24 protein-coding genes and 1 riboswitch are annotated in these 25695 nt (G+C 67.4%); of the genes, 12 read left to right on the top strand and 12 right to left on the bottom strand.

Translation table 11 applies throughout. From position 1 onward, the window contains the following. Positions 1–102: 102 nt before the first annotated feature. From NJ1_RS09160 to NJ1_RS09145, 4 genes are all read left to right on the top strand, one after another. The gene (locus NJ1_RS09160; protein ID WP_067690875.1) at positions 103–732 is read left to right on the top strand and encodes a class I SAM-dependent methyltransferase; all 630 of its coding nucleotides are present in this window, start codon (positions 103–105) and stop codon (positions 730–732) included. Positions 733–768: 36 nt separating this feature from the next. Next, positions 769–915, top strand: a riboswitch (cobalamin riboswitch). Between the two features lie 43 nt (positions 916–958). Then, positions 959–2044, top strand: a complete 1086-nt coding sequence (locus NJ1_RS09155; RefSeq protein WP_157573857.1) for an ABC transporter substrate-binding protein — start codon at positions 959–961, stop codon at positions 2042–2044. Beyond that, positions 2041–3063 (top strand): FecCD family ABC transporter permease, encoded by a 1023-nt coding sequence (locus tag NJ1_RS09150; RefSeq protein WP_067690317.1) that lies wholly within the window; start codon positions 2041–2043, stop codon positions 3061–3063. The genes NJ1_RS09155 and NJ1_RS09150 overlap by 4 nt, the downstream gene beginning before the upstream one ends. After that, positions 3060–3821, top strand: a complete 762-nt coding sequence (locus NJ1_RS09145) for an ABC transporter ATP-binding protein (protein WP_067690314.1) — start codon at positions 3060–3062, stop codon at positions 3819–3821. The genes NJ1_RS09150 and NJ1_RS09145 overlap by 4 nt, the downstream gene beginning before the upstream one ends. Before the next feature lie 6 nt (positions 3822–3827). On the opposite strand, the gene NJ1_RS09140 is transcribed toward NJ1_RS09145, so the two are convergent. From NJ1_RS09140 to NJ1_RS09120, 5 genes are all read right to left on the bottom strand, one after another. Further along, the gene (locus NJ1_RS09140; RefSeq protein WP_067690311.1) at positions 3828–4343 is read right to left on the bottom strand and encodes a nuclear transport factor 2 family protein; all 516 of its coding nucleotides are present in this window, start codon (positions 4341–4343) and stop codon (positions 3828–3830) included. A 177-nt stretch (positions 4344–4520) separates the two neighbouring features. Continuing rightward, positions 4521–4730, bottom strand: a complete 210-nt coding sequence (locus tag NJ1_RS09135; protein ID WP_067690308.1) for a hypothetical protein — start codon at positions 4728–4730, stop codon at positions 4521–4523. A gap of 249 nt (positions 4731–4979) precedes the next feature. Next, positions 4980–5264, bottom strand: a complete 285-nt coding sequence (locus tag NJ1_RS09130) for a hypothetical protein (protein ID WP_067690306.1) — start codon at positions 5262–5264, stop codon at positions 4980–4982. 190 nt (positions 5265–5454) lie between these two features. Next, positions 5455–6069: a TetR/AcrR family transcriptional regulator gene (locus NJ1_RS09125; protein ID WP_067690869.1), complete on the bottom strand. Its 615-nt coding sequence runs from the start codon at positions 6067–6069 to the stop codon at positions 5455–5457. Between the two features lie 85 nt (positions 6070–6154). Next, positions 6155–7561, bottom strand: coding sequence for a lipase family protein (locus NJ1_RS09120; protein WP_067690303.1), 1407 nt, complete (start codon positions 7559–7561; stop codon positions 6155–6157). Between the two features lie 260 nt (positions 7562–7821). Between NJ1_RS09120 and NJ1_RS09115 the strand changes: the two genes are divergently transcribed. Both NJ1_RS09115 and NJ1_RS09110 read left to right on the top strand, forming a co-directional pair. Next, positions 7822–8928 carry an NADH:flavin oxidoreductase gene (locus tag NJ1_RS09115; RefSeq protein WP_067690300.1) on the top strand — a complete coding sequence of 369 codons (1107 nt, stop codon included), beginning with the start codon at positions 7822–7824 and terminating at the stop codon, positions 8926–8928. Between the two features lie 112 nt (positions 8929–9040). Beyond that, positions 9041–9439, top strand: coding sequence for a cupredoxin domain-containing protein (locus NJ1_RS09110; RefSeq protein WP_157573856.1), 399 nt, complete (start codon positions 9041–9043; stop codon positions 9437–9439). Here the strand turns inward: NJ1_RS09110 and NJ1_RS09105 are convergent. The 3 genes from NJ1_RS09105 to NJ1_RS09095 all read right to left on the bottom strand — a co-directional run bounded on the left by NJ1_RS09105 (position 9423) and on the right by NJ1_RS09095 (position 12947). After that, entirely contained in the window at positions 9423–10916 is a 1494-nt protein-coding gene (locus tag NJ1_RS09105; protein WP_067690294.1) for an SDR family oxidoreductase, read from the bottom strand. The genes NJ1_RS09110 and NJ1_RS09105 overlap by 17 nt on opposite strands. Before the next feature lie 301 nt (positions 10917–11217). After that, positions 11218–11607, bottom strand: coding sequence for a hypothetical protein (locus NJ1_RS09100; protein ID WP_067690291.1), 390 nt, complete (start codon positions 11605–11607; stop codon positions 11218–11220). A gap of 137 nt (positions 11608–11744) precedes the next feature. After that, complete coding sequence (locus NJ1_RS09095; RefSeq protein ID WP_084477912.1) at positions 11745–12947, bottom strand: AI-2E family transporter; 1203 nt, start codon at positions 12945–12947, stop codon at positions 11745–11747. Positions 12948–13256: 309 nt separating this feature from the next. On the opposite strand from NJ1_RS09095, the gene NJ1_RS37890 reads away from it, so the two are divergent. From NJ1_RS37890 to NJ1_RS09080, 3 genes are all read left to right on the top strand, one after another. Continuing rightward, positions 13257–14234: an MEDS domain-containing protein gene (locus tag NJ1_RS37890; protein WP_084477911.1), complete on the top strand. Its 978-nt coding sequence runs from the start codon at positions 13257–13259 to the stop codon at positions 14232–14234. A 223-nt stretch (positions 14235–14457) separates the two neighbouring features. Then, complete coding sequence (locus tag NJ1_RS09085; RefSeq protein WP_157573855.1) at positions 14458–18990, top strand: hybrid sensor histidine kinase/response regulator; 4533 nt, start codon at positions 14458–14460, stop codon at positions 18988–18990. Continuing rightward, the gene (locus NJ1_RS09080; protein WP_067690288.1) at positions 18987–21392 is read left to right on the top strand and encodes a SpoIIE family protein phosphatase; all 2406 of its coding nucleotides are present in this window, start codon (positions 18987–18989) and stop codon (positions 21390–21392) included. The genes NJ1_RS09085 and NJ1_RS09080 overlap by 4 nt, the downstream gene beginning before the upstream one ends. Before the next feature lie 24 nt (positions 21393–21416). Here the strand turns inward: NJ1_RS09080 and NJ1_RS38870 are convergent, their stop codons facing one another. The 4 genes from NJ1_RS38870 to NJ1_RS40815 form a co-directional block, all read right to left on the bottom strand. After that, complete coding sequence (locus tag NJ1_RS38870; protein ID WP_157573854.1) at positions 21417–21566, bottom strand: hypothetical protein; 150 nt, start codon at positions 21564–21566, stop codon at positions 21417–21419. 67 nt (positions 21567–21633) lie between these two features. Beyond that, positions 21634–21951, bottom strand: a complete 318-nt coding sequence (locus NJ1_RS09075) for a transcriptional regulator (protein ID WP_067690285.1) — start codon at positions 21949–21951, stop codon at positions 21634–21636. After that, positions 21948–22412, bottom strand: a complete 465-nt coding sequence (locus tag NJ1_RS09070) for a hypothetical protein (protein ID WP_067690283.1) — start codon at positions 22410–22412, stop codon at positions 21948–21950. The genes NJ1_RS09075 and NJ1_RS09070 overlap by 4 nt, the downstream gene beginning before the upstream one ends. A 170-nt stretch (positions 22413–22582) precedes the next feature. Continuing rightward, positions 22583–22714 carry a hypothetical protein gene (locus NJ1_RS40815; RefSeq protein ID WP_281202097.1) on the bottom strand — a complete coding sequence of 44 codons (132 nt, stop codon included), beginning with the start codon at positions 22712–22714 and terminating at the stop codon, positions 22583–22585. A 290-nt stretch (positions 22715–23004) separates the two neighbouring features. Here NJ1_RS40815 and NJ1_RS09065 point away from each other — a divergent pair, with 290 nt between their 5' ends. The 3 genes from NJ1_RS09065 (at position 23005) to NJ1_RS09055 (ending at position 25641) form a co-directional block, all read left to right on the top strand. Continuing rightward, positions 23005–23826: an SDR family oxidoreductase gene (locus tag NJ1_RS09065; RefSeq protein WP_067690280.1), complete on the top strand. Its 822-nt coding sequence runs from the start codon at positions 23005–23007 to the stop codon at positions 23824–23826. Positions 23827–24092: 266 nt separating this feature from the next. Continuing rightward, on the top strand, positions 24093–24395 hold the full coding sequence (locus NJ1_RS09060) for a three-helix bundle dimerization domain-containing protein (RefSeq protein WP_067690278.1): 303 nt from the start codon (positions 24093–24095) through the stop codon (positions 24393–24395). 64 nt (positions 24396–24459) lie between these two features. Then, entirely contained in the window at positions 24460–25641 is a 1182-nt protein-coding gene (locus tag NJ1_RS09055) for an ion transporter (RefSeq protein ID WP_339380956.1), read from the top strand. Positions 25642–25695 lie beyond the last annotated feature (54 nt).

Here is a 25695-nt window from a genome sequence, read left to right as displayed (position 1 = left end):
AAATCGCACGGAGCACCGTTCGCGCATCACCCGTTCGGGCCATCGAACATGGCCGGAATCGGCCACGACGCGCCCGTGCCTCACGCGTCAGACTCGACGACCATGACCACCGTAACCTTCGGCGAACGCTTCTTCGCCAGCTGGTATCCGTCCTTCATGGCCCGCGTGGAGCGGGCCGGACAGGCCGACGTGCGCGGCGCCCAGCTTGCCCTCGCACACGGCCGCACCCTCGAAATCGGCGCCGGCAACGGCCTTTCCGTCCCGCACTATCCCGATGAACTGGACGAGCTTGTTCTCCTGGAACCGAATCCCGCACTGCGCGCGCGGCTGGCGGCGCGAACCGACACCCCCGCCGCCCCCGTCACGATCGTCGACGGCGACGCCCACCACCTCGACTTCCCCGACGCCAGCTTCGACACCGTCACCGCGTCCCTGGTGTTCTGCTCGGTGCGCGACCCGGCCCAGGCCCTGAGCGAGGTGCATCGCGTCCTGCGGCCCGGGGGAGTGTTCCTGTTCCACGAGCATGTTCGTGGCACCGGGGTCCGCGCCACCTTCCAGGACCTGCTCACCCCGATGCAACGTCGCCTCGCCGACGGCTGCCATGCCAACCGCGATTTCGAATCCCTGCTCGGCACCACCGATTTCCACATCGAGGACATCGAGCACACGCGCATGCCGACCTGGATGCCGACCATCGTGCCCCTGGTCGTCGGCACCGCACGCCGAGGATGAGTTCTCCCGTAGTCACCGCCCCCACCCGGGGACCGGTGATCGCCGTGCGTTCCGGCCTTCGTATCGTGTGATCCGCGAAGATTCGAGGAATCTGGTGAGAATCCAGAACGGTCGCGCCACTGTGAGCCTCGTCCGACCCCGGACGGTGTGAGTCAGACACTCGGACCCTCGCGCACCACCACACGATCGGGGACGCGCAATCCCCTCGAGGGTCCAGGAGAGTCCCATGGCCACGTCTGTTCCGCTGTCCGCCGCGAAAACGATACGATCGATTCGGGTGCTGTCGGCGCTGGGCTTGGTCACTTGCCTGGTCGCCGGGCTCGCCGCCTGCGGAAACTCGGCCGAGGACGCGAACGCCGCCGACGCGGGCGCATCGGATCGCCCGGGCCGCACCAGCTACCCCCTCACGCTCGACAACTGTGGCGTCGAGGTCACCTTCGATCGGGCGCCCACCCGGGCGGTCTCGCTGTATCAAGCCTCCACCGAGATCCTGCTGTCGCTGGGTCTGGCCGATCGCATGGTCGGCACCTCGACGTGGTTCGACCCGGTGCTGCCGAATCTCGCGGCCGACAATGCCAAGGTGCCCCGGCTGGCGGACAACGACCCGTCGCTGGAAGCGGTGCTCGGTACCCGGCCCGATATCGTGACCTCGGCCAGCGCGCACACCTTCACCCCCGCCGTCGTCGCCGAGCGCAGCCGCTTCGCCCAGCTGGGCATCGCGACCTACCAGTCCCCGTCGGTATGCACCGGCGCGCGGGTCGAGGGTGAAACCGTCACGCGCACAGCACCGCTGGAGGTCGACGCGCTGTTCCAGGAGATCACCGACCTGGCGCGGATCTTCGACGTCCAGGATCGCGGCGCGCAGCTGGTCGACCGGCTGCGAGGCCGGGTGCGGGCCGCGACCGCCGAGACGCCCGCCACGGGTTCCGCGCCGACCGTGGCCTTCTGGTTCTCGGGTATCAAGACCCCGTACCTGGCCGGATGCTGTTCTGCCCCGGGCATGTACGCCACACAGGTCGGCGCGCGCAATGTCTTCGCCGGTCAGCGTGAAGACTGGCCCGAGATCAGCTGGGAGGCGGTGGTCGCGAGTGACCCCGATGTCCTGGTGCTGGCCGACCTGAGCCGCAAGCGCATCGACGGAGACGCGCTCACCACGAAAATCCAGTTCCTGGAATCGAATCCGGCGACCAACCAGATGCGGGCGGTGCGCGACAAGCGCTATGTCGTCATGACCGGATCGGAACTCGATCCTGGCATCCGCGAGATCGACGCCATCGAGAAGCTGGCGACCGGACTGGCCTCGGCGCGTTGACGCGCTCACGCCGTGCGGTCGTGATCTGCCTGTGCAGCGCTGTGCTGCTGTGCTTTTCGATCGCTGTCACGATCTCGATCGGTCCGGCGAACCTGTCGCTGGGCGAGGTCTACAGCGTGATCGGGCAGCACCTGGGTCTCGGTCGATCCTCGGCCGGTCGCCTGGCCGACGGCATCGTGTGGCAGCTGCGCCTGCCTCGCGCCCTGCTGGCGGCGATCTGCGGTGCCGGGCTGTCGCTGTGCGGGGCGATCCTGCAATCGCTGCTGCGCAATCCGCTGGCGGATCCGTTCGTGCTCGGTGTGTCCTCCGGCGCCTCCACCGGTGCGGTATCGGTGGCGGTGCTCGGAGTGGGCGCCGGAGTGCTGTCGCTGTCGGGCGGCGCGTTCCTCGGCGCGGTGCTCTCGTTCGCGCTGATGCTCGCGCTGGCCTACGGCGCGGGCGGCACCCCGGATCGGGTGATCCTCGCCGGTGTGGCGTGTACGCAACTGTTCTCGGCGCTGACCTCGCTGATCGTCCTGTGGTCCGCGGATGCCGAGCAGACGCGCGGTGTGCTGTTCTGGCTGCTGGGTTCGCTTGCGGGCGCCACCTGGACCGATGTCGCGATCGGAGCGAGCGTGTTCGGCATCGGTTGCCTGATCTGCCTCTGGTACGCCTCGACATTGGACGCGTTCGCCTTCGGCCCCGACGCCGCCGCCACGCTCGGAGTCGCGGTCGGCCGCACCCGGATCCTGCTGCTACTGGTGACCGCCCTGATCACCGCGGCATTGGTGAGCGCGGCCGGAGCGATCGGATTCGTCGGCCTGGTGCTGCCGCACGTCGCGCGATTCCTGGTGGGGCCCAGGCATACCCGGCTGCTGCCGGTGACGGTCCTGATCGGCGCGGTCTTCATGGTCTGGGCCGATACCGTTGCGCGCAGCGCCTTCGGCGCCAGGGAGGTCCCGGTCGGAGTGGTCACCGCGCTGCTGGGCGTACCCGCGTTCGCCATTCTGCTGGCGCGCCGCCGGAAGCAGCCGGCATGACACTGCGCGCACTCGACCTCTCGTGGACGCGGTCCGGTCGGCTGGTGCTCGACGGTGTGACCCTGGATCCGAAACCCGGTGACACCGTCGGACTGCTGGGACCGAACGGTTCGGGAAAGTCCTCGCTGCTGCGGCTGATGGCCGGTCTCGACCGCCCGGACTCCGGACGGGTTCTTCTCGGCGACAACGACATTCACACGATCGCGCGCAGACGTCTCGCGCGCCGCATCGCGCTGGTCGGTCAGCACGCCGACACCGACCTCGACCTCACGGTCTTCGACGTGGTGAGCCTGGGTCGCATCCCCTACCGTGGGGTGTTCGGCGGTGACGCGGCCGCCGATTCCGCGGCGATCGGCCGGGCGCTGGACGCGGCGGGCCTGGCGCACAAGGCAACTCAGCGGTGGCACACGCTCTCCGGTGGCGAACGACAGCGATCGCTGATCGCCGGCGCGCTGGCGCAGGAGCCGCAGGAGCTGCTGCTGGACGAGCCGACCAATCATCTCGATATCGCGCATCAGCTCGAGATCTTGACGCTGGTTCGTACGCTGCCGGTTACCGCGGTGCTGGCGCTGCACGATCTGAATCTGGCGGCCATGTTCTGTGATGTGCTGGTGGTGCTGGATCAGGGGCGCGTGGTGGCGACCGGAGCGCCCGCGCAGGTGCTCACCGAGGAACTGATCGCCGAGGTCTATCACGTGCGCTGCCGGGTGGGGGTGACCGACGAGGGCACGACCTCGGTGCGGTTTTTGCGGGATTAGGCGGGTTCAGCCCATCGTCCCGGAGGCTTCGGGATCTGTGCGCGGGGCGTCGGCGGGATCGCGCGCGATCAAACCCCAGCGGCTCGAGGTCAGGCGCAGGCTCGGTAGGTCCGAGAGTGAGAGCACCACCTCGTAGGTGCGCTCGTACCCGGTGTGCGCGATCCGCCATTTGCCGTCGTCGCACAGCACGTACTCGTCGGTGTAGAAGGCCGCGCCCCGCAGCAGCATGTTGTGACCGGGGATCAGAACGGTATCGGCCAGGTACCAGGTGCCCTTCGCGCGCGGCCCGTCGATATCGATCTCGGGGTGGTCACAGCGGTGTTCGGTGATGACGTGCGGTCCCAGGGTGTTGCGCATGAAGGCCAGGAACGCGTCCCGGGACTCGAACTGCAGGTACTCGCTGTAGGTGGCGGTGGCCTCCGGGATCATGGTGTCGGCGAACTCCTCCCACGCCTTGGTGTCCAGGGCGCGCAGGTATCGGAACTTCAGCCGGCTGATCGCCGCGACGGCATCGGAGTCCATACCTCCAACAATCCCATCAGATCTCGGTATCCCACGGAATTTGCCACAGATATGTACCGGATCGCTATCAGTGGGCCTGCTCGCCGTGGCCGAGCTGTGGGAAAGGGCCGTACATCGTCACGGGCCTGGCACCGACTCGGCAGCGGGGCCGTGGCCCGACCAACTATCGCCCCGGTGTCAGTCCCACAGGCTCGAGCACGGGAACAGGGGTAGGTCGTTCGAGAGGTCGTCGTCGATGGTGGCCAGGATCGCCGATGGCCACTTCCGCAGTGCGGCAATGAAGTTGCGAGCCTGAGTCACCGTGGCGCGGAAGTCCAGGACGAGTGGGCCGGAGCAGATGCGCAGGTGACATTCGTCGTGCCGGCAAAGTGGGATGTGCTCGTCCATCGGGTCCTCGTTGTGTCGTGCGGTCGAGCTGGGTTCGGGACTGCCTCCGCTGGGTGCGGTAGCGCACGATTTGCTCGACTTGGCGTCTCAGACACTCTAGAGCACAATTGTGGCTCGCGCCACAGGTTGTAGATGTACGAAGGTTCGGAATGCGGGTGTTCGCTACCTATTGGCCAGGTCACGTCGGGTAAATCTTGGTAATTGTCTGGGACGGACAGTTGTCCGGTCTTCGGTAGCGGCGAACGGAGTTCAGCCTTCGGAGGTGCGGTCGGCCCGGTGTGACAACCGCTGGGAGAAGGTCTCCGCCCAGGCGGCCGAATCGGACTCGTCATCGGCCTCGGGGGTGCGGCGTTCGGCGGGCAGGCGTGGGAGGTTCTCGGTCCGCTTGCTGCCGCCGGGCCGGGCCTGCGAGGCGAAGATTCGCGCGCACCAGGACACGTAGGCTTCGACGCCCATGTTGGCGGCGTCGGCGGCCTCGCTCAGCGTGCGCCAGTCGTCCTCGCCCAGCGTCACCACGATGTCCTTGCTTGCCATCCGAATAACGCTAGTCCTGGTACGTCCGTCCCGTCGGGACGGGCTACTCGAAACCGTCCGTGTCCCTTATTCGCGGTGTCACCGATATTCACCGGCTCGGCCCAGGCGTCGGAATCGGGAGCGGCACAGCGATTTCGGACCAGGCGCGACCGGAAGGCGGTCGCGACCGCCGCGGCGAAGGGATCTCGGGTCAGGAGATCAGGCCGAGCAGGAACCTGGTGAGGACTTCGGTGACGTCGTTCAGCGGCGGGCGTGGGTCGGTGGTGCTCCATTGATGCACCAGTGCGATCAGAGCGCCGATGAATCCTGTTGCGGCAGCCGGATATCCGCCGGGCGGTTGGAAATCCGGGCCGACGAGCCTGCGCAGCTCCGTTTCGAAGAACTCCGCCCAGACCGTGCGCTGGTCGATGCGGTGCTGCTCCACATGGGGGCTGACGCCGATGATCTCGACGAACGAGATCGCCGCGCGGCGCGGGTCGCTGCCCAGTGATCGCGCGTACGCGGTGACCGCGACGGCCACGCGGGTGGCGGCCGGGGCGTCGGCGTGTTCGCGCAGCGCCGAGGCCACCGCGTCGCGGGCGTCGGTCTGGATCATGTCGTAGACGGCGAGCAGCAGTTCCTCGCGATTGGAGAAATGCTCGTAGTACTGCGCCCGTGCCAAGCCCGCGGACTTGCAGACGACGGTGATCGAGCTCGAGGCGTACCCGGAGGTGCCGAATACCTCCACGCCCGCGTCGAGAAACTGCTGACGCCGCTGGACCCGCCGGTCGGGCACGGCTTGGCCGGCATAGGTTCTCGTCGCCATGGCCTCACAGTATCGGGCACGATCCGCGCGACCGCCGGGCCGTCGGGCCGAACCGGTCATCTCGCGAGACCCCGGCGACGCGCGATTATTTCACGCCGAGCGGTTTTCCGAACAGGCCCGCGACGGTCTCTCCCACTATCGACACCCATTCGGACCAGGTCCGCTGATCCAGCGTCATGGACCCGACGTCGTTCAGGGTGCAGCCGTTCGATGCCGGGACCCCGGCGAACCGGTCGCGCATCCACAGCATGACGCTGGGCAGGGCGATCGCCTCCAGGCTGAGGTGTTCGCTCAGGTTGTCCCGGGTGTAGGTGATTCGGGCGTCGGGATCCTGGCAATAGGTGCCGTAGAGGGCATTGACCGGCCCGACCGGGACGAGCCAGTCCATATTCGCCTGATAGAGGTAGACCGGCATGGTCGGGGTGGATTTGCCCATGCGGGTGCGGTCGAGCACGTAGCGGGCCTCCGGCGCGTCCATCGGATCACCGGGGGTGTCGAGCAGGCCCTTGATGTTCATGAACGGCAGCGTCAAGGCCTGATAGGTGACGCACATGCGGTCCTTCGCGGCCAGCAGCCCCTGGGCGAGGGGAGTGCCGACCCGGTGCAGGAAGGCGTCGAACTCGGGTTCCTCGTGAGCGAGACCGATGATGCCGGCCAGGATCAGGCCCGAGGCCGCGTTGTTGTTCGCCAGATTCACCAGGGCGCCGAGATCGGCGTCGGTGCCGCCGGAGGCCGCGCCCACGATGTTCAATTCGGGGGCGTAGGTGCGCGCGAGCTCGGCCGCGTGCATGGTCGGGACCGAACCACCCGAATAGCCCATCATGCCGACTTTCGTTGCGGCGCCGTCCAATCCGAGCTGATCGAAGTTCTCCGCGGCACGGATGCCGTCGAGGGTGATCCGCCCGGCCAGTGGTCCGTGCGCGAAGGCCGCGTTGGGGCCCTGATGGTCGGGAATCACCACGGCCCAGCCCTGTTGGAGGGCGACCTGCGTTTCCATGAACGAGATCGACGCGACGGCCTGGCCGCTGAGCAGCCCCGGAATCGACCACTGCTGAACGGAATACGAGGACGCGCAGTACTGGCCGGTGGAATCCTCGGCCATCTGGAACGAGAGCAGGTTGCGCGCACCGCGCGGCACTTGATCGCGGGGTTTGAGCACGGTCGCCACGGCGGCGATGGGCTGGTCGTAGCTGTCGTCGGATCGGTAGGACACCTGCCAGGCGTCCACGTTGACCGGAATGGCCGAGAAGGTCGCGACGCGCACTTCGCGGGCGGCGATGATCTCGCCGGGTTGTCGGGCCGCGATCACCTCGGCCGGTGGCCGGTAGAAGGCGTCGAATTCCGGGAGTTGGGGCGTGCTCAGGAACGGCGCGGCCGGTTGGACGGGGCCCGAGAACGATTCGGCCGCGGCCGGAACAGCGGTGGCCACCGCCGCCGCGCCGAGTAGGAGACTCCCCGCGAGTGCGGACCACCGCGTGCGTGCATCGACCATTGTTCCCGTTCCCTCCCGAATCTTAGACGTCCATGTCTAATGTGGCAGAAGTTACATTCCCGCGCGTTCGAACGCAAGCAGCGCCCGGGTGGGCGCGTCCGCGGAACAGCTCGATTGCGTTGCGGGGGAACGACTGTGGCCGACCGGCGGCCTAGGTGGCGATACCGCGCGGTGTGCCGGAACCGGTGGAATGACCGCCGCCGCCGTGCGGTTGTCATTGCGGGTATTCGGCATCACGTCGCAGGACGGAAGGAACGCGCATGTCACAGGGAGCGGTCGGCGACCCCTCGATCCAGCTCGATGAGCTCTTCACCGAGTTCCAGGCGGGAGGATTGCGGGTACGGAACAGGTTCGCGATGGCTCCCATGACCCGGGTGAAATCGCCCGACGGAGTTCCGAACGCGGAGAACGCCGAGTATTACCGGGCGCATGCCGCCGGTGGCGCGGGGCTGATCATCACCGAGGGCACGTACGTGCGTGGACCGGCCGCCGGACCGCTGCCGAAGGTGCCGCGCTTCTACGGTGCGCAATCGGCGCAGGGCTGGCGGGCGGTGGTCGATGCGGTCCATGCCGAAGGCTCGGCCATCGTGCCGCAGCTGTGGCATACCGGCGTGGATCGCGGCGAGAGCCCGCGCTTCGAGCCGGACGCGCTGTCGGTGAGCCCGTCGGGTGTCGACCACACCGGAAAGCGGGTGGGCCGGGCGTTGACGAACGACGACCTGGACGCGCTTCTCGCCTCGTATGTGGAATCGGCGATCCTGGCCCGGGAGTCGGGCTTCGACGGCCTGGAATTGCACGGCGCGCACGGCTATCTGCTCGACCAATTCTTCTGGGCCACAACCAATCACCGCGACGACAGCCACGGCGGCACACTCCGCGCCCGCGCCGCCTTCCCCGCGCGCGTGGTCGCGGCGGTGCGGGAGGCGGTCGGTCCCGACTTCCCGATCATCTACCGCTACTCGCAGTGGAAGGGCGTCGACTACACCGCCCGCATCGCCGAGACCCCCGGTGAACTCGAAGAGCTGCTGATCCCGCTGGTCGAGGCCGGAGTGGACATCTTCCACACCTCGACGCGCCGGCACTGGGAGCCCGAATTCACCGATCACGCGGAGGATCTCGGCCTGGCGGGCTGGACCAAGAAGATCACCGGACTGCCCGTGATCACCGTGGGGTCGGTGGGCGTGGACAGCGTCTTCCAGGGCGGGCAGATCGACGAGACCCAGTCCCAGCGCTTCCGGGTGCTGCGCGAGCAATTCGAACGCGGTGAGTTCGACCTCGTCGCTGTCGGACGTGCGCTGCTGGCCGATCCGGAATGGGTGAACAAGGTCCGCGATGGCCGACTCGCGGACATCGTGCCCTTCCGGTAGGAACCGCGCAGGTCAGCTCCGGCCACCCGGCCTCGCCCGCGCGCGGGGTTCGCCACGGACCCGGCGGTATCGTCATGGCAACGTTCTGTCGACCGGCACGGAAGGATCGACCATGAGGGGCATTCGGCCTGGTGTGCTCGGAGCTTTACCTGCGACGATGCCGGCGGTGCTGGTGCTGGCGGTGATCGGTGCGGTGCCCGCGGCCGCGGATCCGATACCGAACGTGCAGCTCGGGTTTCACAACGGCTACTGCTCCACGACCGAGGTCAGCGTGCCGGCGAACACTCCGTTCACTGTCGATATCGATACCACCTGGCAGTTCAACGACCGGTCCGAGTTCCGGATCCCCTCGTTGCAGATCCGGGTGTTCCTGCCGAGCACGTACTTCAATCCGCATGCTCGGGTGGAGGTCGGACCGCAGCCGGCGGGGGACGTGCCGTTCGAGCTCATGACCCAGTGGGTGTCGGGTAGTGCGGGCAAGGGGTGCTGGGGAACTATTCGGGTTCTGTGATCTCGGTGATCTCGGTTTCGTCCTTCGCGCGTTCGGCGCTTTCGGTGATGTTGCGGACCATGCCGCCGAACACGACGCCGTGGAAGGGCGCGATCGATTTCCAATACAGCTGCCCGGCCAGGCCGTGCGGGATGAAGATCGCGCGTTGCCGGTAGAGGGTGCCGCCCTCCTCGTCGCGGCCCACTCCGAGTTCGAGCCAGGCCAGGCCGGGGAGTTTCATCTCCGCGCGCAGGCGCAAAACCTTTGGGCGGTCGATGTATTCGACTCGCCACCAGTCCAGTGCCTCACCGACTCGCAGGCGGCGGGGATCGCGTCGGCCCCGCCGCAGTCCGACGCCGCCCACCAGCCGATCGGCCCAGCCGCGCACCGACCACGCCAGCGGGAACGAATACCAGCCCCGCTCTCCGCCGATCGATTCGATGACATCCCACAGGGCGGCGGGATCGGCGGAGGTCGGGTGCTCGCGGGAGTCCTCGTAGATCGTGCCGCCGGACCAGTCCGGGTCGGTCGGCAGGGGGTCCGACGGCGCGGTCGGGGTGCGAGCATCGGACCATCGGGTGGGCACGTCGGCCCGGCGGATGCGGGCCAGGGCAAGTTCCAGGGACCGTTCGTAGGGGGTACGACCCTGTTCGGGGTCGGGGATATAGCCGCGGATGTCTTCCTCGTGGCAGACGACCTCGTGAATCAGCGATTCGATCAACGGCACCGCGATGCTGCGCGGGACCGGGGTGACGAGGTTGACCCACTGTGCCGACAACCACGGCGTCAACACGGGTACGGCGACCACGACGCGACGCGGCAGCCCGGCCACGATCGCGTAGCGGCGCATCATCTCCCGATAGGTCAGCACTTCCGGGCCGCCGATGTCGAAGCTGCGACTGACATCCGCGGGCAGCTCGGCCGCGTGCACCAGATAGTGCAGCACATCGCGGACCGCGATCGGCTGGACGCGGTTGTGCACCCACTGCGGGGTGATCATGGCCGGGAGGCGCTCGGTCAGGTAGCGCAGCATCTCGAAACTCGCCGATCCGGAGCCGATGATCACCGCGGCCTGCAGGACGGCCGTGGGCACGCCCGAGTCCAGCAGGATCCGGCCCACCTCGGCCCGAGATGCCAAGTGCGCGGACAGATGTGGGCTGTCGGGCACGATCCCGCCGAGGTAGATGATGCGCCCGATTCCGGCCTCGCGGGCGGCGCGGGCCACGTTCCGCGCGGCGGTCGCGTCGACCACCGGGAAGTCCGCGCGGTTCAGCGAATGCACGAGGTAGTACAGCCCCTCCTGCCCCTGCAGCGCGCGCCGGACACTGTCCTCGTCGGTGACATCGCCCCGCATCACCTCCACGGACTCGGCCCAGGGAACATCGGCCAACTTCTCGGGGCTGCGCACGACCACCCGCACCTCGTGACCCGCCGCGAGCAGCTCGGGCACCAATCGCCCGCCGATGTAACCCGTCGCTCCGAACACCACGAAACGCATCCCGCCGCCTCCCAATCGGTTGTGCCGAACCTCGTGCGCCGCGGTCAGCTCGCGCTCTCGTGACGCTCCACACCGACCGAATCAGCCAGTTCATCACAAGAGCGAGCCGATTCCGGGTGTTCGGTCGTCCGAACGGCGTCATTCGAGCGCAGTACCGCACTGCGGGTGGGCACTACCCGATTCCGCGCAGCCGTAACACGCCGCGACCGTCCGCAAGCGCACAGCTGTCGCTCGGTCATCGACTCCGAGGTCCGGCCGTGGGAGGACGGCCGGCGTGCGGGAATCGTCGAGGGCCGGGCGGTTATGCCGACATCGCGCGGGGGAGCAGGACCGAGCGGCCCAGGGCCAGGAGCGCCTGGAGGTTTCGGGGGTCCTGGAGGTCGAGGTAGGTGGGGCGGGTGCGGCGCCAGCGCAGGCGGCTGGGCTGGTCGTGGGTGGCGGCGATCCGGCCGCCGGTGGTGACCACGGTGGTGCAGTCGGGACCGCAGCCTCGCCTGGTTCCGCGGCAGCCCTGCACGCTCCAGCCGACCAGCGACACCGAGTGCGCGCGACCGGAGGCATCGGGCGCGAAGTGTTCGGCGGGCCGGATTCCGGCACGGACGAGGTCGGCGATGAACGCCGCGATCTCGGCGCGGTTCCGGTCGTGACCGCGGTCGGCGTGCGAGTGTGACGAAGCGAGTTCGATTGGCATGTCGGCCCTTTCAGTGAGGCACCTCACAAAGGGGTGTTGAGTGGGGAATTGCCCATCGCGGCAGCGGTGAAACACCTCGACGAAAACCGTTGTCCGGTATCCATCTCCCGGTGTGGACTTCGGTCCGCGGTTACCGTTCAGCGCTCATCGAGCGAGGGCAGCACGGTTTCACGGATGATCAGCAGCGCCGCGGCGCAGACCGGAATCGCCAGGAGCGCACCGACGATGCCCAGCAGCGCACCACCGAGCAGGACCGACACCACCGTCAGGACCGCCGGAACCTCCACGGTCCGGCCGATGATCCGGGGTACGAGCAGATAGTCCTCGACCAGCCGCAGCACGATGAAGAACACGACGGTCGCGATCGTGACCGGCACCGAGACCGTGAGCGCCACCAACGCGACGATCACGCCCGCGAGCGTGGACCCGACGACCGGGATCAGATCCAGGATGGCGACCAGCACGGCGAGCAGCAGTGGGTACGGAACCTTGAACGCCTCGAGCCAGATGAACGACACGACCGCCGTGATCAGCGAGATGAGCAGGTTGCCGAGGATGTAACCGCCGACCTTGGCGAAGATCTCGTCGCCGATCAGAATCGCCCGGGGGCGGCGCGAACTGGGGAACAGTCGATAGATCGTCGCGCGGACCTGCGTGAAATTCGCCATGAAATAGGCCGTGAGCACGATGACTATCACGGTGCTGCTCAGCACGCTGAATACGGTCCGCCCGGCGTCCACGACACCGTCCACGAGCCCGGAGGAGTTGGCCCCGAGCGACTCTTTGAGCTTGTCCTGCAGGTGGAATCGCGCATCGAGGTTCGCGATCACCGGGTAGCGGTCGGACAGATGGCTGACGTAATCGGGCGCATTGTGGACCAGCGCTCCGCCCTGAGTGGCCAGCGGCGGGATGGCGGCGGCGAGAAACCCGGCGAACAATCCGAAGGCGATCAGGAATACGGCCGTGACCGCGGCCCAGCGCGGAAACCGGTGCCGGGCCAGCCACGACACCGCCGGTTCCATGCCGATGGCCAGGAACAGCGCGACGACGATCAGGACGAGGACTTCGCTTGCGGCAAGCACCATCTGGATCGAGCCGTAGGTGACCGCGACGCCGGCGGCCCCGGTCATGCCGATCATGAAGGGCGAGCGCCAGTTGAAGCGGCGGCCGGGTTTGCCGAGCGGGTGGTCTTGTGTACTGGCCCGGGCCGCATCGGCTTCGGCGCGCACGAGGGCTTCGCCTTCCTCGCCGGTGTGCGGCTGCGCGATGTCGTCGTTGTGTCCGGCGTCGGCCGCACGCACGGCTTCGTCGCTGGGAGTCGGGTCCGTCGAGTCGGACATGTGTGCAGACCTCCCTGGTTGTTCAGCTCAGGGGAACTACCCGAGCCGTACGGTCTGAAACGGCGTTGTCGCACTACGGTGAAAGCGCTTGTGAGCACCTCGGACGCCCTCGTTCGCGGTCATCTCGCCCGGGTGGGATCCGATTTGTGCCACCGGCCGCATAGCCAGTGGCTTGCTGGGTATGCCCTGAAAGACAGGCACCGGTCGGTGACGCCGCACCCAGGAGGGTCGGACTGCGAGTTCGGATGGCAGGGCGGCGATCGTTCGGAAAGGAAATAGGGTCGTTCCGGAGGGGAGTAAGGTCGTCGCATGAGTGTGGTTGCGCTCGAGGATGATCCACGCGAGCACATCGTGAACATCTACGATGCCGAGCACGAGATGCTCGAGAGTGCCCAGGAGTTCTTGGCCGAGGGGCTGCGGGCCGGGGTGGCGGTGGTCGTGATCGCGTCCGCGTCACACCGAGAACTGTTCGCGCAGCGGCTGGTCGAGTCCGGTCTGGATCTACCGTCGTTGCAGGCGAGCGGGTGCTATCGCGCGCTGGAGGTGACCGAGGCGGTGGCGGGGATGGTCGTCGACGGCCACGTGAACGCCGAGCGCGTCGCCGAGGTCGTCGGCGAGACGATCACCCCGGCGGGCGCGGAGAATCGGCCGGTGCGCGTGTACGGCGAAGTGACGGCCCACCTCTGGGCCGAACACGACGCCGCCACCGCGATCGAGTTCGAGACCCTGTGGGACGCACTGTCCCGCAGCGAGCAGCTCTCGCTCTACTGCGCCTATCCGCGGCACCTGATCGCCGATCCCGAAGGCCTGGTGTCACTGCAACGGGTGTGCGCCTGCCACTCTCGGGTCGTGGCTCTCGGCCAGGGTTCGAAAGACAGTGCGGCACAACCGGAAGACGAAGACGCGCGAGTCGAGGTCTTCCTTCCGGTGCCGTCCTCCGCGACCGGAGTGCGCCGGGTGGTCACCGATCAACTCCGGCGCTGGCGTCAGCGCCCGGAGATCATCGACGATGCCGCGCTGGTCGTGACCGAACTGGCCGCCAACGCCGTGGTGCACGCGCGCACCGCGTTCCGGGTGACGATCACCCGTGCGGGAAACGCGATTCGGATCGCGTTCGAAGACCTCAGTCCGGAGCTACCGGTCCTGGACCCGCATCGCGGCAAGGCGCTCGGCGGCCGGGGGATGATCCTGGTGGCGGCTCTGAGCCGTCGATGGGGAACAGAGCCGGGCCCGGTCGGCAAATGCGTCTGGAGTGAACTCCCGTACGAGCCCCAGGGCGCTTTCTGACCGTATCGAGCCGGTCGATCGCAGACCGCTCAGAACGTTCCGCACCGGTCTGTTCACCTGTGCGCCAATGGATTCACGGATGGCCTCCGCGGACCGTAGAGTCATGCGCAAGACGAGTGCGCGGCAGCCGAAAAGGTCTCCTCGAGCAGGGATTGTGCGGATCGCGACACGTCCGATCGGATGGTCCTTCTGTCCGTTTCCATCGACCAGAACGAGGCTAGCTATGAAGGACGCGGCAGGATCGGCCCGATCCACGGCGAAGGAGGCCGCGGCGGCTCCGGATCAGGTGGAGTTGCGCCAACTGCTGGCCGGTCTCACCGCGGTGCGTGACGGTGATTTCGGCACGCGCCTGCCGACCGACACCGACGGGCTGCTCGGTGAGATCGCGACGGTCTTCAACGGCATGGTGGATCAGCTGTCGCTGTTCACCTCCGAGGTCACCCGCGTCGCGCGCGAGGTCGGCACCGACGGACGCCTCGGCGGTCAAGCCGAGGTGCCGGGTGTCTCGGGCACCTGGAAGGACCTCACCGATTCGGTGAACGCCATGGCCGGCAACCTGACCAGCCAGGTGCGCGATATCGCGCAGGTCGCCACCGCCGTCGCCCAGGGCGACCTGTCGCAGAAGATCGACGTCGATGCCCGCGGTGAGATCCTGGAACTGAAGAACACCGTCAACACGATGGTCGATCAGCTCTCCTCGTTCGCGGACGAGGTCACCCGCGTCGCGCGCGAGGTGGGCTCGGAAGGCCAGCTGGGCGGGCAGGCCGAGGTGCCCGGCGTCGGCGGCGTGTGGCGCGATCTCACCGATTCGGTGAACTTCATGGCAGGCAACCTCACCGCGCAGGTGCGCAATATCGCGCAGGTGACCACCGCGGTCGCGCGCGGTGATCTGAGCCAGAAGATCACCGTCGGCGCGCGCGGGGAGATCCTCGAACTCAAGAACACCATCAACACGATGGTCGGACAGCTCTCGTCCTTCGCCGACGAGGTCACGCGCGTCTCGCGCGAGGTCGGCACCGAGGGCATCCTCGGCGGCCAGGCGGATGTGAAGGGCGTCTCGGGCACCTGGCGCGACCTGACCGACTCGGTGAACTTCATGGCCGGAAACCTCACTGCCCAGGTGCGGTCGATCGCGCAGGTCGCCACCGCGGTCGCGGGCGGTGATCTGACGCAGAAGATCCGGGTCGACGCGCGCGGGGAGATCTTCGAGCTCAAGAGCACGATCAACACGATGGTCGATCAGCTCTCGGCGTTCGCGGACGAGGTCACCCGCGTTGCCCGCGAGGTCGGCACCGACGGACGACTCGGCGGCCAGGCCGACGTGAAGGGTGTGTCCGGCACCTGGAAGGACCTCACCGAGTCGGTCAACGTCATGGCCGACAATCTGACCGCCCAGGTGCGCTCGATCGCGCAGGTGACCACCGCGGTCGCGGGCGGTGATCTGACGCAGAAGATCCGGGTCGACGCGCGCGGGGAGATCCTCGAGCTCAAGGAGACCATCAATACGATGGTCGACCAGTTGTCCTCCTTCGCGGACGAGGTCACGCGGGTGGCCCGCGAGGTCGGCACCGAGGGCAATCTCGGTGGTCAGGCCACCGTGCGCGGCGCGTCGGGCACCTGGAAGGACCTGACCGACAACGTCAACGTGATGGCCTCGAACCTGACCAGTCAGGTGCGTTCGATCGCGCAGGTAGCCACCGCGGTCGCGCGCGGTGACCTCAGCCAGAAGATCACCGTCGAGGCCAAGGGCGAGGTCGCCGCCTTGGCCGGGGTGATCAATACGATGGTCGACACGCTCTCGGCGTTCGCGGACGAGGTCACGCGTGTGGCCCGCGAGGTCGGCACCGAGGGCATGCTCGGCGGTCAGGCACGGGTGCCGAACGTGGCCGGCACCTGGAAAGACCTGACCGACAACGTCAATTCGATGGCCAACAACCTGACCAATCAGGTGCGCAATATCGCCCAGGTGACCACCGCGGTCGCGCAGGGCGATCTGACGCGCAAGATCGACGTGGACGCCCGCGGTGAGATCCTCGAGCTCAAGACCACGATCAACACGATGGTCGATCAGCTCTCCGCGTTCGCCGCGGAGGTCACGCGTGTGGCCCGCGAGGTCGGCTCGCAGGGCCGCCTCGGTGGCCAAGCAGAGGTCGAGGGCGTGTCGGGCACGTGGAAACGCTTGACCGAGAACGTGAACGAGCTCGCGGGCAACCTGACCCGCCAGGTGCGGGCCATCGCCGAGGTCACCAGCGCGGTCGCCGAGGGTGATCTGACCCGCTCGATCACCGTCGAGGCCTCCGGCGAGGTCGCCGAACTCAAGGACAACATCAACTCGATGGTGGAGTCGCTGCGCGAGACCACCGAGGCCAATCAGGATCAGGACTGGCTCAAGACCAACCTCGCCCGGATCTCGGGGCTGATGCAGGGCCAGCGCGATCTCAACGTGGTCGCCGAGCTGATCATGGACGAGCTCGCGCCGCTGGTGTCGGCGCAATTCGGCGCCTTCTACCTGGCCGACGAGGCCGCCGAGCGCCCGGAGCTGAGATTGATCGGTTCCTACGGCAGCCCCGAGGAGCCCGGCAGCGCAACACGTTTCGTGTTCGGCCAGTCCCTGGTCGGTCAGGCCGCGCGCAGTCGCCGCACCATCGCCGTCGAGGACGTGCCCGGGGATTACGTCACCATTTCCTCCGGCCTCGGGCAGACCGCGCCGACCAGTCTGCTGGTGCTGCCGATCGGAGTGGAGGACCAGGTGCTCGGGGTGATCGAGCTGGCCTCGCTGCACCGCTTCACCCGCATTCATCGCGATTTCCTCGATCAGCTGATGGAGACGGTCGGCGTCAACGTCAACACCATCATCGCCAACGCGCGCACCGACGATCTGCTCGTCGAATCACAGCGTCTGACAACGGAATTGCAGGTGCGCTCGGCGGAACTGCAAGTGCGCCAAGAGGAATTGCAACGCAACAACGCCGAGATGGAGGACAAGGCCGCGCTGCTGGCCATGCAGAACCGCGATATCGAGGCCAAGAACCTCGAGATCGAGCAGGCGCGACAGGAACTCGAGACCCGCGCTCAGCAGCTCGCGCTCGCCTCGAAGTACAAGTCGGAGTTCCTGGCCAATATGAGCCACGAGCTGCGCACGCCCCTGAACAGTCTGCTGATCCTGGCTCAGTTGCTGGCGCAGAACCCGACTCGGAATCTCACCCCCAAGCAGGTCGAGTACGCGGGCATCATCCATTCGGCGGGTTCGGATCTGCTGCAGCTGATCAACGACATCCTCGATCTGTCCAAGGTCGAGGCGGGCAAGATGGATATCTCGCCCGAGCGGGTGCCGCTGCGCAAGCTGCTGGACTACGTCGAGTCGACCTTCCGGCCGATGACCACGCAGAAGAGTCTCGGATTCCGCGTCACCACCGCGCCCGGCCTGCCGCTCGATGTGCTCACCGACGATTCGCGTCTGCGGCAGGTGCTGGGCAACCTGGTGTCCAATGCGGTGAAGTTCACCGAAAACGGTTCCGTCGAGCTGAGTATCGATACGGCGCACACCGGCGAGCTGCCCACCGCCATGCGCAGGCACGGCTCGGCGCTCGCGTTCCGGGTGGTGGACACCGGGATCGGCATCGCCGAGCATCAGCTCGAATCGATCTTCGGTGCCTTCCAGCAGGCCGACGGCACGACCAGCCGCAAGTACGGCGGCACCGGTCTGGGATTGTCGATCAGCCGCGAGATCGCCTACCTGCTCGGTGGTGCGATCATCGCGGAAAGCGCACTCGGACAAGGTAGTACGTTCACGCTGTATCTCCCGATCGCGCGCCCGGACTTCCAGGATTTGGCACATCTCGAGCTCGAAGCCGTGGAGCAGGCCGATCGCCCGGAACTGGCGGCGCTCACCGCGGCTCCGGCGTCGCAGCGCCGATTGCTGGTGGTGGAGGAACGCGCGCAGGGACTGCTGTCGCTGGTCGCGCAGAGCGCGGTGGCCGATCTCGCGGACAGCAACGACCCGCGTGGGCCGGTCCAGGTCGTCGGCGCGACGGGTGTCGCCGAGGCGACCGTGGCCCTGGCCGCCGAGGCCTTCCACTGCGTGGTGCTCGAGCTGGATATTCCCGACAATGCGGCGCTGACCTTCCTGGAAACGATGCACCGGGACCCGGCGCTGCGCGGTGTGCCGGTGCTGGCGCACAACCGCCGGCTCGATGCGGAGCAGGAGCGTCAACTTCAGCAGCGGATCGACCGGCAGCCACTCGAATTGCTCTCGAGCCTGGACGAACTGCGTGAACGCATCGCACTGCACATCACCGCGCAAGCGCCGGGTGATGTGGTGCCGCTGGTGCGCCACGAGGAGGGGCCCGTCCTCGCACCACCGCCCCCGCTCGGCGAACTCGCCGGTCGCACCGTTCTGATAGTCGACGACGATGCGCGAAACCTGTTCGCCCTCAGTAGCATTCTCGAACTGCACGGAATGCGGATCCTGCACGCGGAGAACGGCCGCGAGGGGATCGACAAGCTCCTGGCGCACACCGAGACGGACCTGATCCTGATGGACGTGATGATGCCGGAGATGGACGGCTACACCGCGACCGCGACCATCCGCGAGATGCCGCACTATCGGGATCTGCCGATCATCGCCGTGACCGCCAAGGCCATGCTGGGAGATCGGGACAAGAGTCTGGCCTCGGGCGCCAACGACTACGTCACCAAACCGGTGGATGCGGAGGAACTGCTGACCCGCATCCGGCACTGGCTGGGCGTGCGATGACGGATGCGGACGCCCGGAGCGCCGGAGCCGAGACGCCGTCCCCCGATCGGTCCGATGCCTACCCCATCGTCACCCGCCTCGCGGCGACCGTGGAACGCCTGCGCACCGAAATTCTTCAGGCCCACGCCACCGCCGACGGCCGCGCCCTGATCGAGATGGCCAAGGGCGTGTTGATCGAACGGTTGCGATGTGGGCCCGCGCAGGCGGCGCAGCAACTCGAAAGTCTTTCTCGTCAAGCCGGAATCAGCCCGCTCGAACTGGCCGCGGACCTGGTCGATCAGGCCGCCCAGGACCGGGTCAGCACGGCGATCGGGCAGTTCCTGCAGCGCACGGCCGCACCGGATCACACGAGCGTGGCCGTGCGCCTGCGCACCGCGGAGAGCGGGCTGCTCGCGGCGGGCGGCGATACCCAGCGGGTGGCGGATTCGATTCTCGAACATGCCGTCGCGCCGTTGGGGGTCACGGCGATCGCGATCTGGGTCGCGAGCAACGACGCGTCGCTGACCCTGGTGGGTTTCGCCGGTATCGATCGGTACGAGGCCGAACTGTGGCACTACGTCCCCCCGGGGCTGGCCACACCGGCGCGGCGGGCGCTGGTGGAGCGCACCACGGTGTGGATCGAGGATCTGGAGTCCTCGCCGCTGCCCTCGATCGGCGGACGGCAGGGCGCCCGCGCGGCGATTCCGGTGGGGGTCGGCGGCAAGCTCCTGGGTGTCCTGGAAGTGTGCTGGCCGAATCCGCTCGCGCAGCAGCCGATGCGGGTGCGCCGGCAGCTGGAGGCGCTGGCCGAGTTGTGCGCGCATACGCTCGAATCCGATCTGGCGGCCGTGCGGCCTTCGGACCGGGCCGACGTCATCGATCTGGTGCGCCTCGCCGACGGGATGTTCGATCCGGCACTGGTGCTGCTCCCGCATCTCGATGCCCACGGTGCGCTGGCCGACTTCCGGATCCACCACGTCAACTCGTGTTTCGTCGATCCGATCGGCCGCCCTCGCGGTCTGCTCAACGGGACGCTGCTGCTCGAGTCCTATCCGATGGTCGCGTCCGAGGGGCGGCTCTTCGAGCGCATCGAGCACGCGTTCGCCACCGGCGAGACGTACCGCACCGATCGACTCACCCTCACCGAGTTGATCGATCGGGTTCCGCTGAGTATCGCGGTGGCACTGAGCATCACCCGATACGGTGACGCGGTGTTGATGGTGTGGCGCCTGGAGGACCATTCGGCCCGCCTCGCCTCGCTCCTGCAGCACGCGCAGCGCCTCGGCCGGGTCGGCGGCTTCGAGGAGATCGTGGTCACCGGTGAAATCACGTGGAGCGAGGAGCTTTTCGCGCTCTACGGCCTGGTTCCGGGCGATGATCCGGTTCCGCTCACCCAGCTACCCGATCGCGTCCACGACGCGGACAGTGAAGCCGCGGAACGGTTCCTGCGCACGGTGCTGCACTATCACCGCCCCGCATCGGCGGCGTTCCGCCTGCTCCGGTCGGACGGCGTGACCCGGCACGTGCGGGTGATCGCCGAGCCGGTCCTGGACTCCTCGGACTACCTGTACGCGGTACGCGGTGCCTACCAGGATATTTCGGCGCAGCACTGGACCGAGATCGCCCTGTCGGCCACCCGCGATCAGCTCACGCACACCGAGGAGCACGCCGCCGAGCAGAGCCGCCTCGCGCGTCAGCTCCAGCAGGCGATCATGCCCGACGCGCAGCCGGCCATCGACACCTTCGGGCTGCGCATGGCCGTGCGGTACCAGCCCGCCGAACAGGATCACATGGTCGGCGGCGACTGGTACGACACGCTCGTGCTGCCGTCGAAGAACATCCTGGTGTCGGTCGGCGACATGGCCGGGCACGGTATCGCCGCGGCGACCGGTATGGTCGTGCTGCGCAACGCTTTACGCGGTCTGGCCGCGACCGGAGCCGGGCCGGGTCAAATGCTGACCTGGCTGAATCTGGTCGCCCGGCATCTGACCGACCGCATCCTGGCCACCGCGGTCTGCGGCCTCTACGATCCCCGCACGCGCATCCTGCGCTGGGCCCGCGCGGGCCACCTGCCGCCGGTGCAGATCCGTGCCGGAGAGGCGTGGAACCTCGACGAACTCGACGGTGTGATGCTCGGTGTCATGACCGACGCGACCTACGAGGAGAGCGAGGTCCAGCTCGAGCCGGGCGACACCCTGCTGTTCTACACGGACGGTCTGGTCGAGCGCCGCGACCAGGATCTGGACCTGTGCGTGAAGCGGCTCCTGGCCCTGTCGGCCGGATTCCGCGGCAGCCTGGACGATCGGCTCGACGGTCTGTTGTACGGCAGTGACGCCGATACCGACGATGACACGTGCGTGGTGGGCATCGAGGTCGGCCCGAGCTCGCGAGCTCCGCGTGCGAGCGCCGAACCTTCCAGGTGAGAGGACCGGCGCATTCTCGCGCGGTCAGCTTCCGCTCCAGCCTCCCGTGTACGCGCCACCCAGCAGGCGACGCCGACGGCGGCGTTTGGCCTCCTGGTCCGGCTGGGGCTGCGTGGTCGCGGGCTGCTCGGCCGGGGGTTCGGGGTCTCGCTTGGTCTTGCGGAAGAGTCCCATGTCGTGCTTCCTTTCTCGGTGGACAGTGGTGTGCGGCGGATCACGTTGTGCCGCAAGGGGTGTCGATTCACGACCGGGTGGCCGGGTCCACGGGTGTCGCGGCTGCGACGATGTCCTGCAGGGCGGCGACATGGCCGGTGAAGGCATCACGCCCACGCTCGGTCAGCCGGGCGCGAACCTTGCGGCGGTTGCCGTCCAGCCGGCGATCGGTGAGGACATAGCCGGCGTCCTCGAGGGTGGCGAGCTGTTTCGACAGAGCCGAATCCGACAGGCCCACGCGATCTTTGAGGAATGCGAACTCGGCCCAGTCGGCGGCCGCGAGCGTCGCGACCAACGACAGGCGGGTGCTCGGGTGGATGAGTTCGTCGAACCGGGCCTTCGTCACGCGTGGACCCAACGCCGAAGAACGCGAAGGATTTCCGGACCGCCGAAGCCGATGATCGACGCCACCAGCACGGCCGCCCAGATTCCGGGACTGCGGTCGCCGTCCGCGTCCAGGGCCATCGCCACGCCGATGGTCAGCACGACGAGTGCGAGCAGCATGCCCACCACCACGATCGGGGTCCGGCGTCCGGCCACGGCCGCGCTCACCCGAACCTGATCGGTGCGGTGACGCCCGTCCAGTAGCCGAGAGGCGACGAAGGAGTGCCCAGCGCCGAAGATCAGCGTCGCGGCGATGACGAGCCACTGCGGCCCGAGGTCACCGATCACGCCGAGAATCACCCATCCGGCGGCCATGCCCCACCAATACGCGCGAGGTAGCCCGACTTCCTCGGCCACTCGCCGACGGGCCTGCTCGACCGCGTCCAGTGCCGCTCGTGCCTGGTCCGGAGCAACGTTGTCCATGGTGTCCTCACTTTCCTGCTCGGAAAGTAAGACTCCACTTTCCTGATGGGAAAGTCAAGGGCCGGACGACATCGAGACCCGCAAGGGGGGGTGGAGGATGCGTCGAACTGCTGGTGGAAGAGGACCGCGACCCCGCTCGGTCCGGTGCGGATCGAGCGGGGTCACGTGGCTCAGTCGAGGTCCACGATCCGGTAGTACTCGGTCGGAACGTCTTCCGGAGAAAGCCGGTCGGGACGAAGGACGGCGCCCTCGGTAGCGTCGATCTTGTCTGCTGACGGCTCGGTGTTGGCCGGTTCGGACATCGAACACCTTTCTCGCTCTTCGTGATGCGCTCAGAACCCATTCGGTCTGCACGCCCAGGGTAGAGAAGACCGGCGCGGTTTCACCGCCTTCTCGGCCGCAACACTCGGACAAGGTCGAAGAGACCGGTCGTGGCGGCTGATCCCGATCAGGTGCGGAGCGAGTCCTTGGATGCTTCCGCTCCGGTGTGGTCCAGTGCGGCGGCAGTGAGTATTCCCACTGGTCAGTGCCACCCCATTGGTGTTGTGCCCGAAGCACACTGGAGGAATCGGAGCCGAGCGGGAGGAACGGAATGACGATACTGGTGACGGGTGCGACGGGGAATATCGGGCGCAAGGTGGTCGACCGGTTGCTGGGAATGGGGGCCGGTCGGGTGCGGGCGTTGACGAACGATCCGGTGCGGGCCGCGCTTCCGGACGGGGTGGAGGTGGCGTCCGGGTACCTACGGAAGCTCGACGGTCTCGCGGCGGCGTTCGAGGGTGTGGATCGGATGTATCTGGCTCCGGCTCCGGACACCGTGGTCGATGTGCTCGCGCTGGCGCGTGCGGCGGGGGTCGAGCGGGTGGTGGATCTGTCCGGAGAGCCGCAGGGGTGGTGGGGGAGAGTCGCCGAATCCGTGGAGGCGTGTGGGCTGGGGTGGACGCATCTGTGGCCGGGTGACTTCATGGAGAACTCGATGATGTGGGCGCGGCAGATCCGTGTGAACGGCGCGGTGCGCGAACCGTATCCGAGGATCGCCAGCGCGCCGATCGCGATGGACGACATCGCCGCCGTGGCCGCGACGGCATTGCTCTCGGAGGAGCACCTCGGCACGTCGCTCAGCCTCGCCGGACCGGAGATCTTGACGCGTGCCGAACTCGTGCGGCTGCTCGGTGTCGCGCTCGGGCGTGAGATCCCGTTCATCGAGGTGTCGGATGCCGAGGCCGTGGAGGCTCTGCGTCCGGCGATGGGCGACAGGGCGGCATGGTACGTCGAGAACGTACTCGGCGGGATGGTCGAACAGCCGGTCGCGCCAACGGGTTCGGTGCCGGAGATCCTCGGCCGACCGGCGGTGTCGTTCGCTCGATGGGCGGCCGATCATGTGGCGGATTTCGCGGAACCCGCTACGGGATAGCGGTGCGTGCGGCGTGCCGGGAACGCTGCTTTTGCAAGTGCAATTTCATTCGCCGCTTGCATTCGTCGTCGCCGAGGACCTGTGGTGCCGTACCCCGGACAAACTGTGCCAGAAAGAGATTCGATGCGGAAACCACCGACGATTACCGTAAGACTCGAGAGGTGATTTCGGGAGTCGCGTCGGGCTCCCGGAGCGTAGTCCATGTGGCCGGGCATCCGCGTAGGGCGGGGTGCCGGCGCAACTGTATACGGAGGCGAGATCAGGCCATGACGGCATCCGAGGAGGAGCGCCAGATCAGTGAGCTCGTGGCGCGGCTGGCAGGGAAGTTCGCGGGACTCACCGAGCGAGTCGTCGGGGAGGAAGTGCGCGGTATTCATCGCGAGTTCGAGGACCACCGAGTTCGGGAGTTCATCCCGCTGCTGGTGGAGCGGATCGCCGAACGGCAGCTGAGCAGGCGCGTGGCGTACCGCTCCGCTGTCGCCATCGGCGGCCCGACGCACTTGGTGAGTACTCGTCGCGAGCGGGTGCTGTCGGTGAGACCGGACGCTTCGGCGCCACAGGCATCCTGACGCACGATCGCGCGCCCCGGTCCGAAGGACGAAAGTTCTTCGGACCGGGGCTTTTTCATGCCCGATGCTGGTTTTCCGCCCGGTTCGCAGGGTTGCCGGCGAGTATCCACACGGGTGTCGGGGCCGATGGCGCGGCATCGTAGAATCCGGCCGATACGCAGATAGTCTCGCTCCGCTCGATAAGCCAGTGTCGATGATCGCATGGTGCCGAATCAGGAGGATTTCTGTTTTGCAGCGCGAACGTGTACGAAACCTGGTGGACTCACCCAGATTTCAGAAATTCATCATCGCAATAATTCTTCTCAACGCTCTGTCGCTCGGTGCGGAAACGTCCGACTCGCTGATGTCGGCAGCGGGCGGAGTGATCTCCTTCGTGGACACCGCGGCATTGATGATCTTCGTCGTCGAAATGTTGCTGAAGCTGTACGCCTATCGGCTCGCCTACTTCCGAGACCCGTGGAACTGCTTCGATTTCGCGGTCGTCGGCGTGGCGCTGCTGCCCTCCTCCGGCGGCCTGTCGGTGCTGCGCGCGTTCCGTATTCTGCGGGCGCTGCGGCTCGTATCGGCCACGCCGAGCATGCGCAAGGTGGTCACGAATCTGCTCGCGGCAATGCCGGGTATGGGATCGATCCTCGGTCTGCTGGCCCTGGTGCTGTACGTGGCGGCGGTCATGGCGACCAAGCTGTTCGGCGCGGTGACCCCGGAGTACTTCGGCAGTCTCGGCACGTCCATGTGGACGCTGTTCCAGATCATGACCGGCGAGGCGTGGCCGGATATCGCACGCACGGTGATGCAGGAGAAGCCGTTCGCCTGGGTCTTCTTCCTCGGCTACATCCTGCTGTCCACCTTCGTCGTGCTGAATCTGTTCCTGGCCGTCATGGTCACCGCGGCCGATGACGTGCGCGAGGACGAGAACCGCGAGCGCCACGAACAGGAGGCCGCCGACGAAACGGCCTCCTACACAGCGATTCTCGGCGAGCTGACGTCCCTGCGCGCGGAGGTTCGCTCATTGCGTCCCACCACGGACGCACAGGCACCCGCCGGGCTGGGGGTGGGAACCGCGGTCATCCGTATCCCGAACTCCCGTGTGCACCCCGGTCGCCAACTCGACGACGCCGAGATCGCTCACGCCGTCCAGCGCTACCGCGACGGCGAGCCGATCGGCCGAATCGCCGAGACCCTCGGCGCCTCCCACGCATCGGTCCGTTCCAGCCTGCAACGCAGGGGTATCCGCCGCAGTCGTTGAGGTCCGGTGCATCGAGCGGGAGCCCACGTTTCCCCACCGATGTGCGGGGTACCA

The organism is Nocardia jejuensis NBRC 103114, from assembly GCF_001613145.1.
Taxonomy (GTDB): domain Bacteria; phylum Actinomycetota; class Actinomycetes; order Mycobacteriales; family Mycobacteriaceae; genus Nocardia; species Nocardia jejuensis.
Note: the sequence above shows the minus strand (reverse complement) of the source record. Positions and strands in the feature narration are given on the sequence as shown.

Bases quoted from the DNA above. Each gene is read 5' to 3' on its own strand.
- NJ1_RS09160 (WP_067690875.1), top strand. From the start codon at position 103: ATGACCACCGTAACCTTCGGCGAACGCTTCTTCGCCAGCTGGTATCCG.
- NJ1_RS09155 (WP_157573857.1), top strand. From the start codon at position 959: ATGGCCACGTCTGTTCCGCTGTCCGCCGCGAAAACGATACGATCGATT.
- NJ1_RS09145 (WP_067690314.1), top strand. From the start codon at position 3,060: ATGACACTGCGCGCACTCGACCTCTCGTGGACGCGGTCCGGTCGGCTG.
- NJ1_RS09140 (WP_067690311.1), bottom strand. From the start codon at position 4,343: ATGGACTCCGATGCCGTCGCGGCGATCAGCCGGCTGAAGTTCCGATAC.
- NJ1_RS09135 (WP_067690308.1), bottom strand. From the start codon at position 4,730: ATGGACGAGCACATCCCACTTTGCCGGCACGACGAATGTCACCTGCGC.
- NJ1_RS09130 (WP_067690306.1), bottom strand. From the start codon at position 5,264: ATGGCAAGCAAGGACATCGTGGTGACGCTGGGCGAGGACGACTGGCGC.
- NJ1_RS09125 (WP_067690869.1), bottom strand. From the start codon at position 6,069: ATGGCGACGAGAACCTATGCCGGCCAAGCCGTGCCCGACCGGCGGGTC.
- NJ1_RS09120 (WP_067690303.1), bottom strand. From the start codon at position 7,561: ATGGTCGATGCACGCACGCGGTGGTCCGCACTCGCGGGGAGTCTCCTA.
- NJ1_RS09115 (WP_067690300.1), top strand. From the start codon at position 7,822: ATGTCACAGGGAGCGGTCGGCGACCCCTCGATCCAGCTCGATGAGCTC.
- NJ1_RS09110 (WP_157573856.1), top strand. From the start codon at position 9,041: ATGAGGGGCATTCGGCCTGGTGTGCTCGGAGCTTTACCTGCGACGATG.
- NJ1_RS09105 (WP_067690294.1), bottom strand. From the start codon at position 10,916: ATGCGTTTCGTGGTGTTCGGAGCGACGGGTTACATCGGCGGGCGATTG.
- NJ1_RS09100 (WP_067690291.1), bottom strand. From the start codon at position 11,607: ATGCCAATCGAACTCGCTTCGTCACACTCGCACGCCGACCGCGGTCAC.
- NJ1_RS09095 (WP_084477912.1), bottom strand. From the start codon at position 12,947: ATGTCCGACTCGACGGACCCGACTCCCAGCGACGAAGCCGTGCGTGCG.
- NJ1_RS37890 (WP_084477911.1), top strand. From the start codon at position 13,257: ATGAGTGTGGTTGCGCTCGAGGATGATCCACGCGAGCACATCGTGAAC.
- NJ1_RS09085 (WP_157573855.1), top strand. From the start codon at position 14,458: ATGAAGGACGCGGCAGGATCGGCCCGATCCACGGCGAAGGAGGCCGCG.
- NJ1_RS09080 (WP_067690288.1), top strand. From the start codon at position 18,987: ATGACGGATGCGGACGCCCGGAGCGCCGGAGCCGAGACGCCGTCCCCC.
- NJ1_RS38870 (WP_157573854.1), bottom strand. From the start codon at position 21,566: ATGGGACTCTTCCGCAAGACCAAGCGAGACCCCGAACCCCCGGCCGAG.
- NJ1_RS09070 (WP_067690283.1), bottom strand. From the start codon at position 22,412: ATGGACAACGTTGCTCCGGACCAGGCACGAGCGGCACTGGACGCGGTC.
- NJ1_RS40815 (WP_281202097.1), bottom strand. From the start codon at position 22,714: ATGTCCGAACCGGCCAACACCGAGCCGTCAGCAGACAAGATCGACGCT.
- NJ1_RS09065 (WP_067690280.1), top strand. From the start codon at position 23,005: ATGACGATACTGGTGACGGGTGCGACGGGGAATATCGGGCGCAAGGTG.
- NJ1_RS09060 (WP_067690278.1), top strand. From the start codon at position 24,093: ATGACGGCATCCGAGGAGGAGCGCCAGATCAGTGAGCTCGTGGCGCGG.
- NJ1_RS09055 (WP_339380956.1), top strand. From the start codon at position 24,460: ATGCTGGTTTTCCGCCCGGTTCGCAGGGTTGCCGGCGAGTATCCACAC.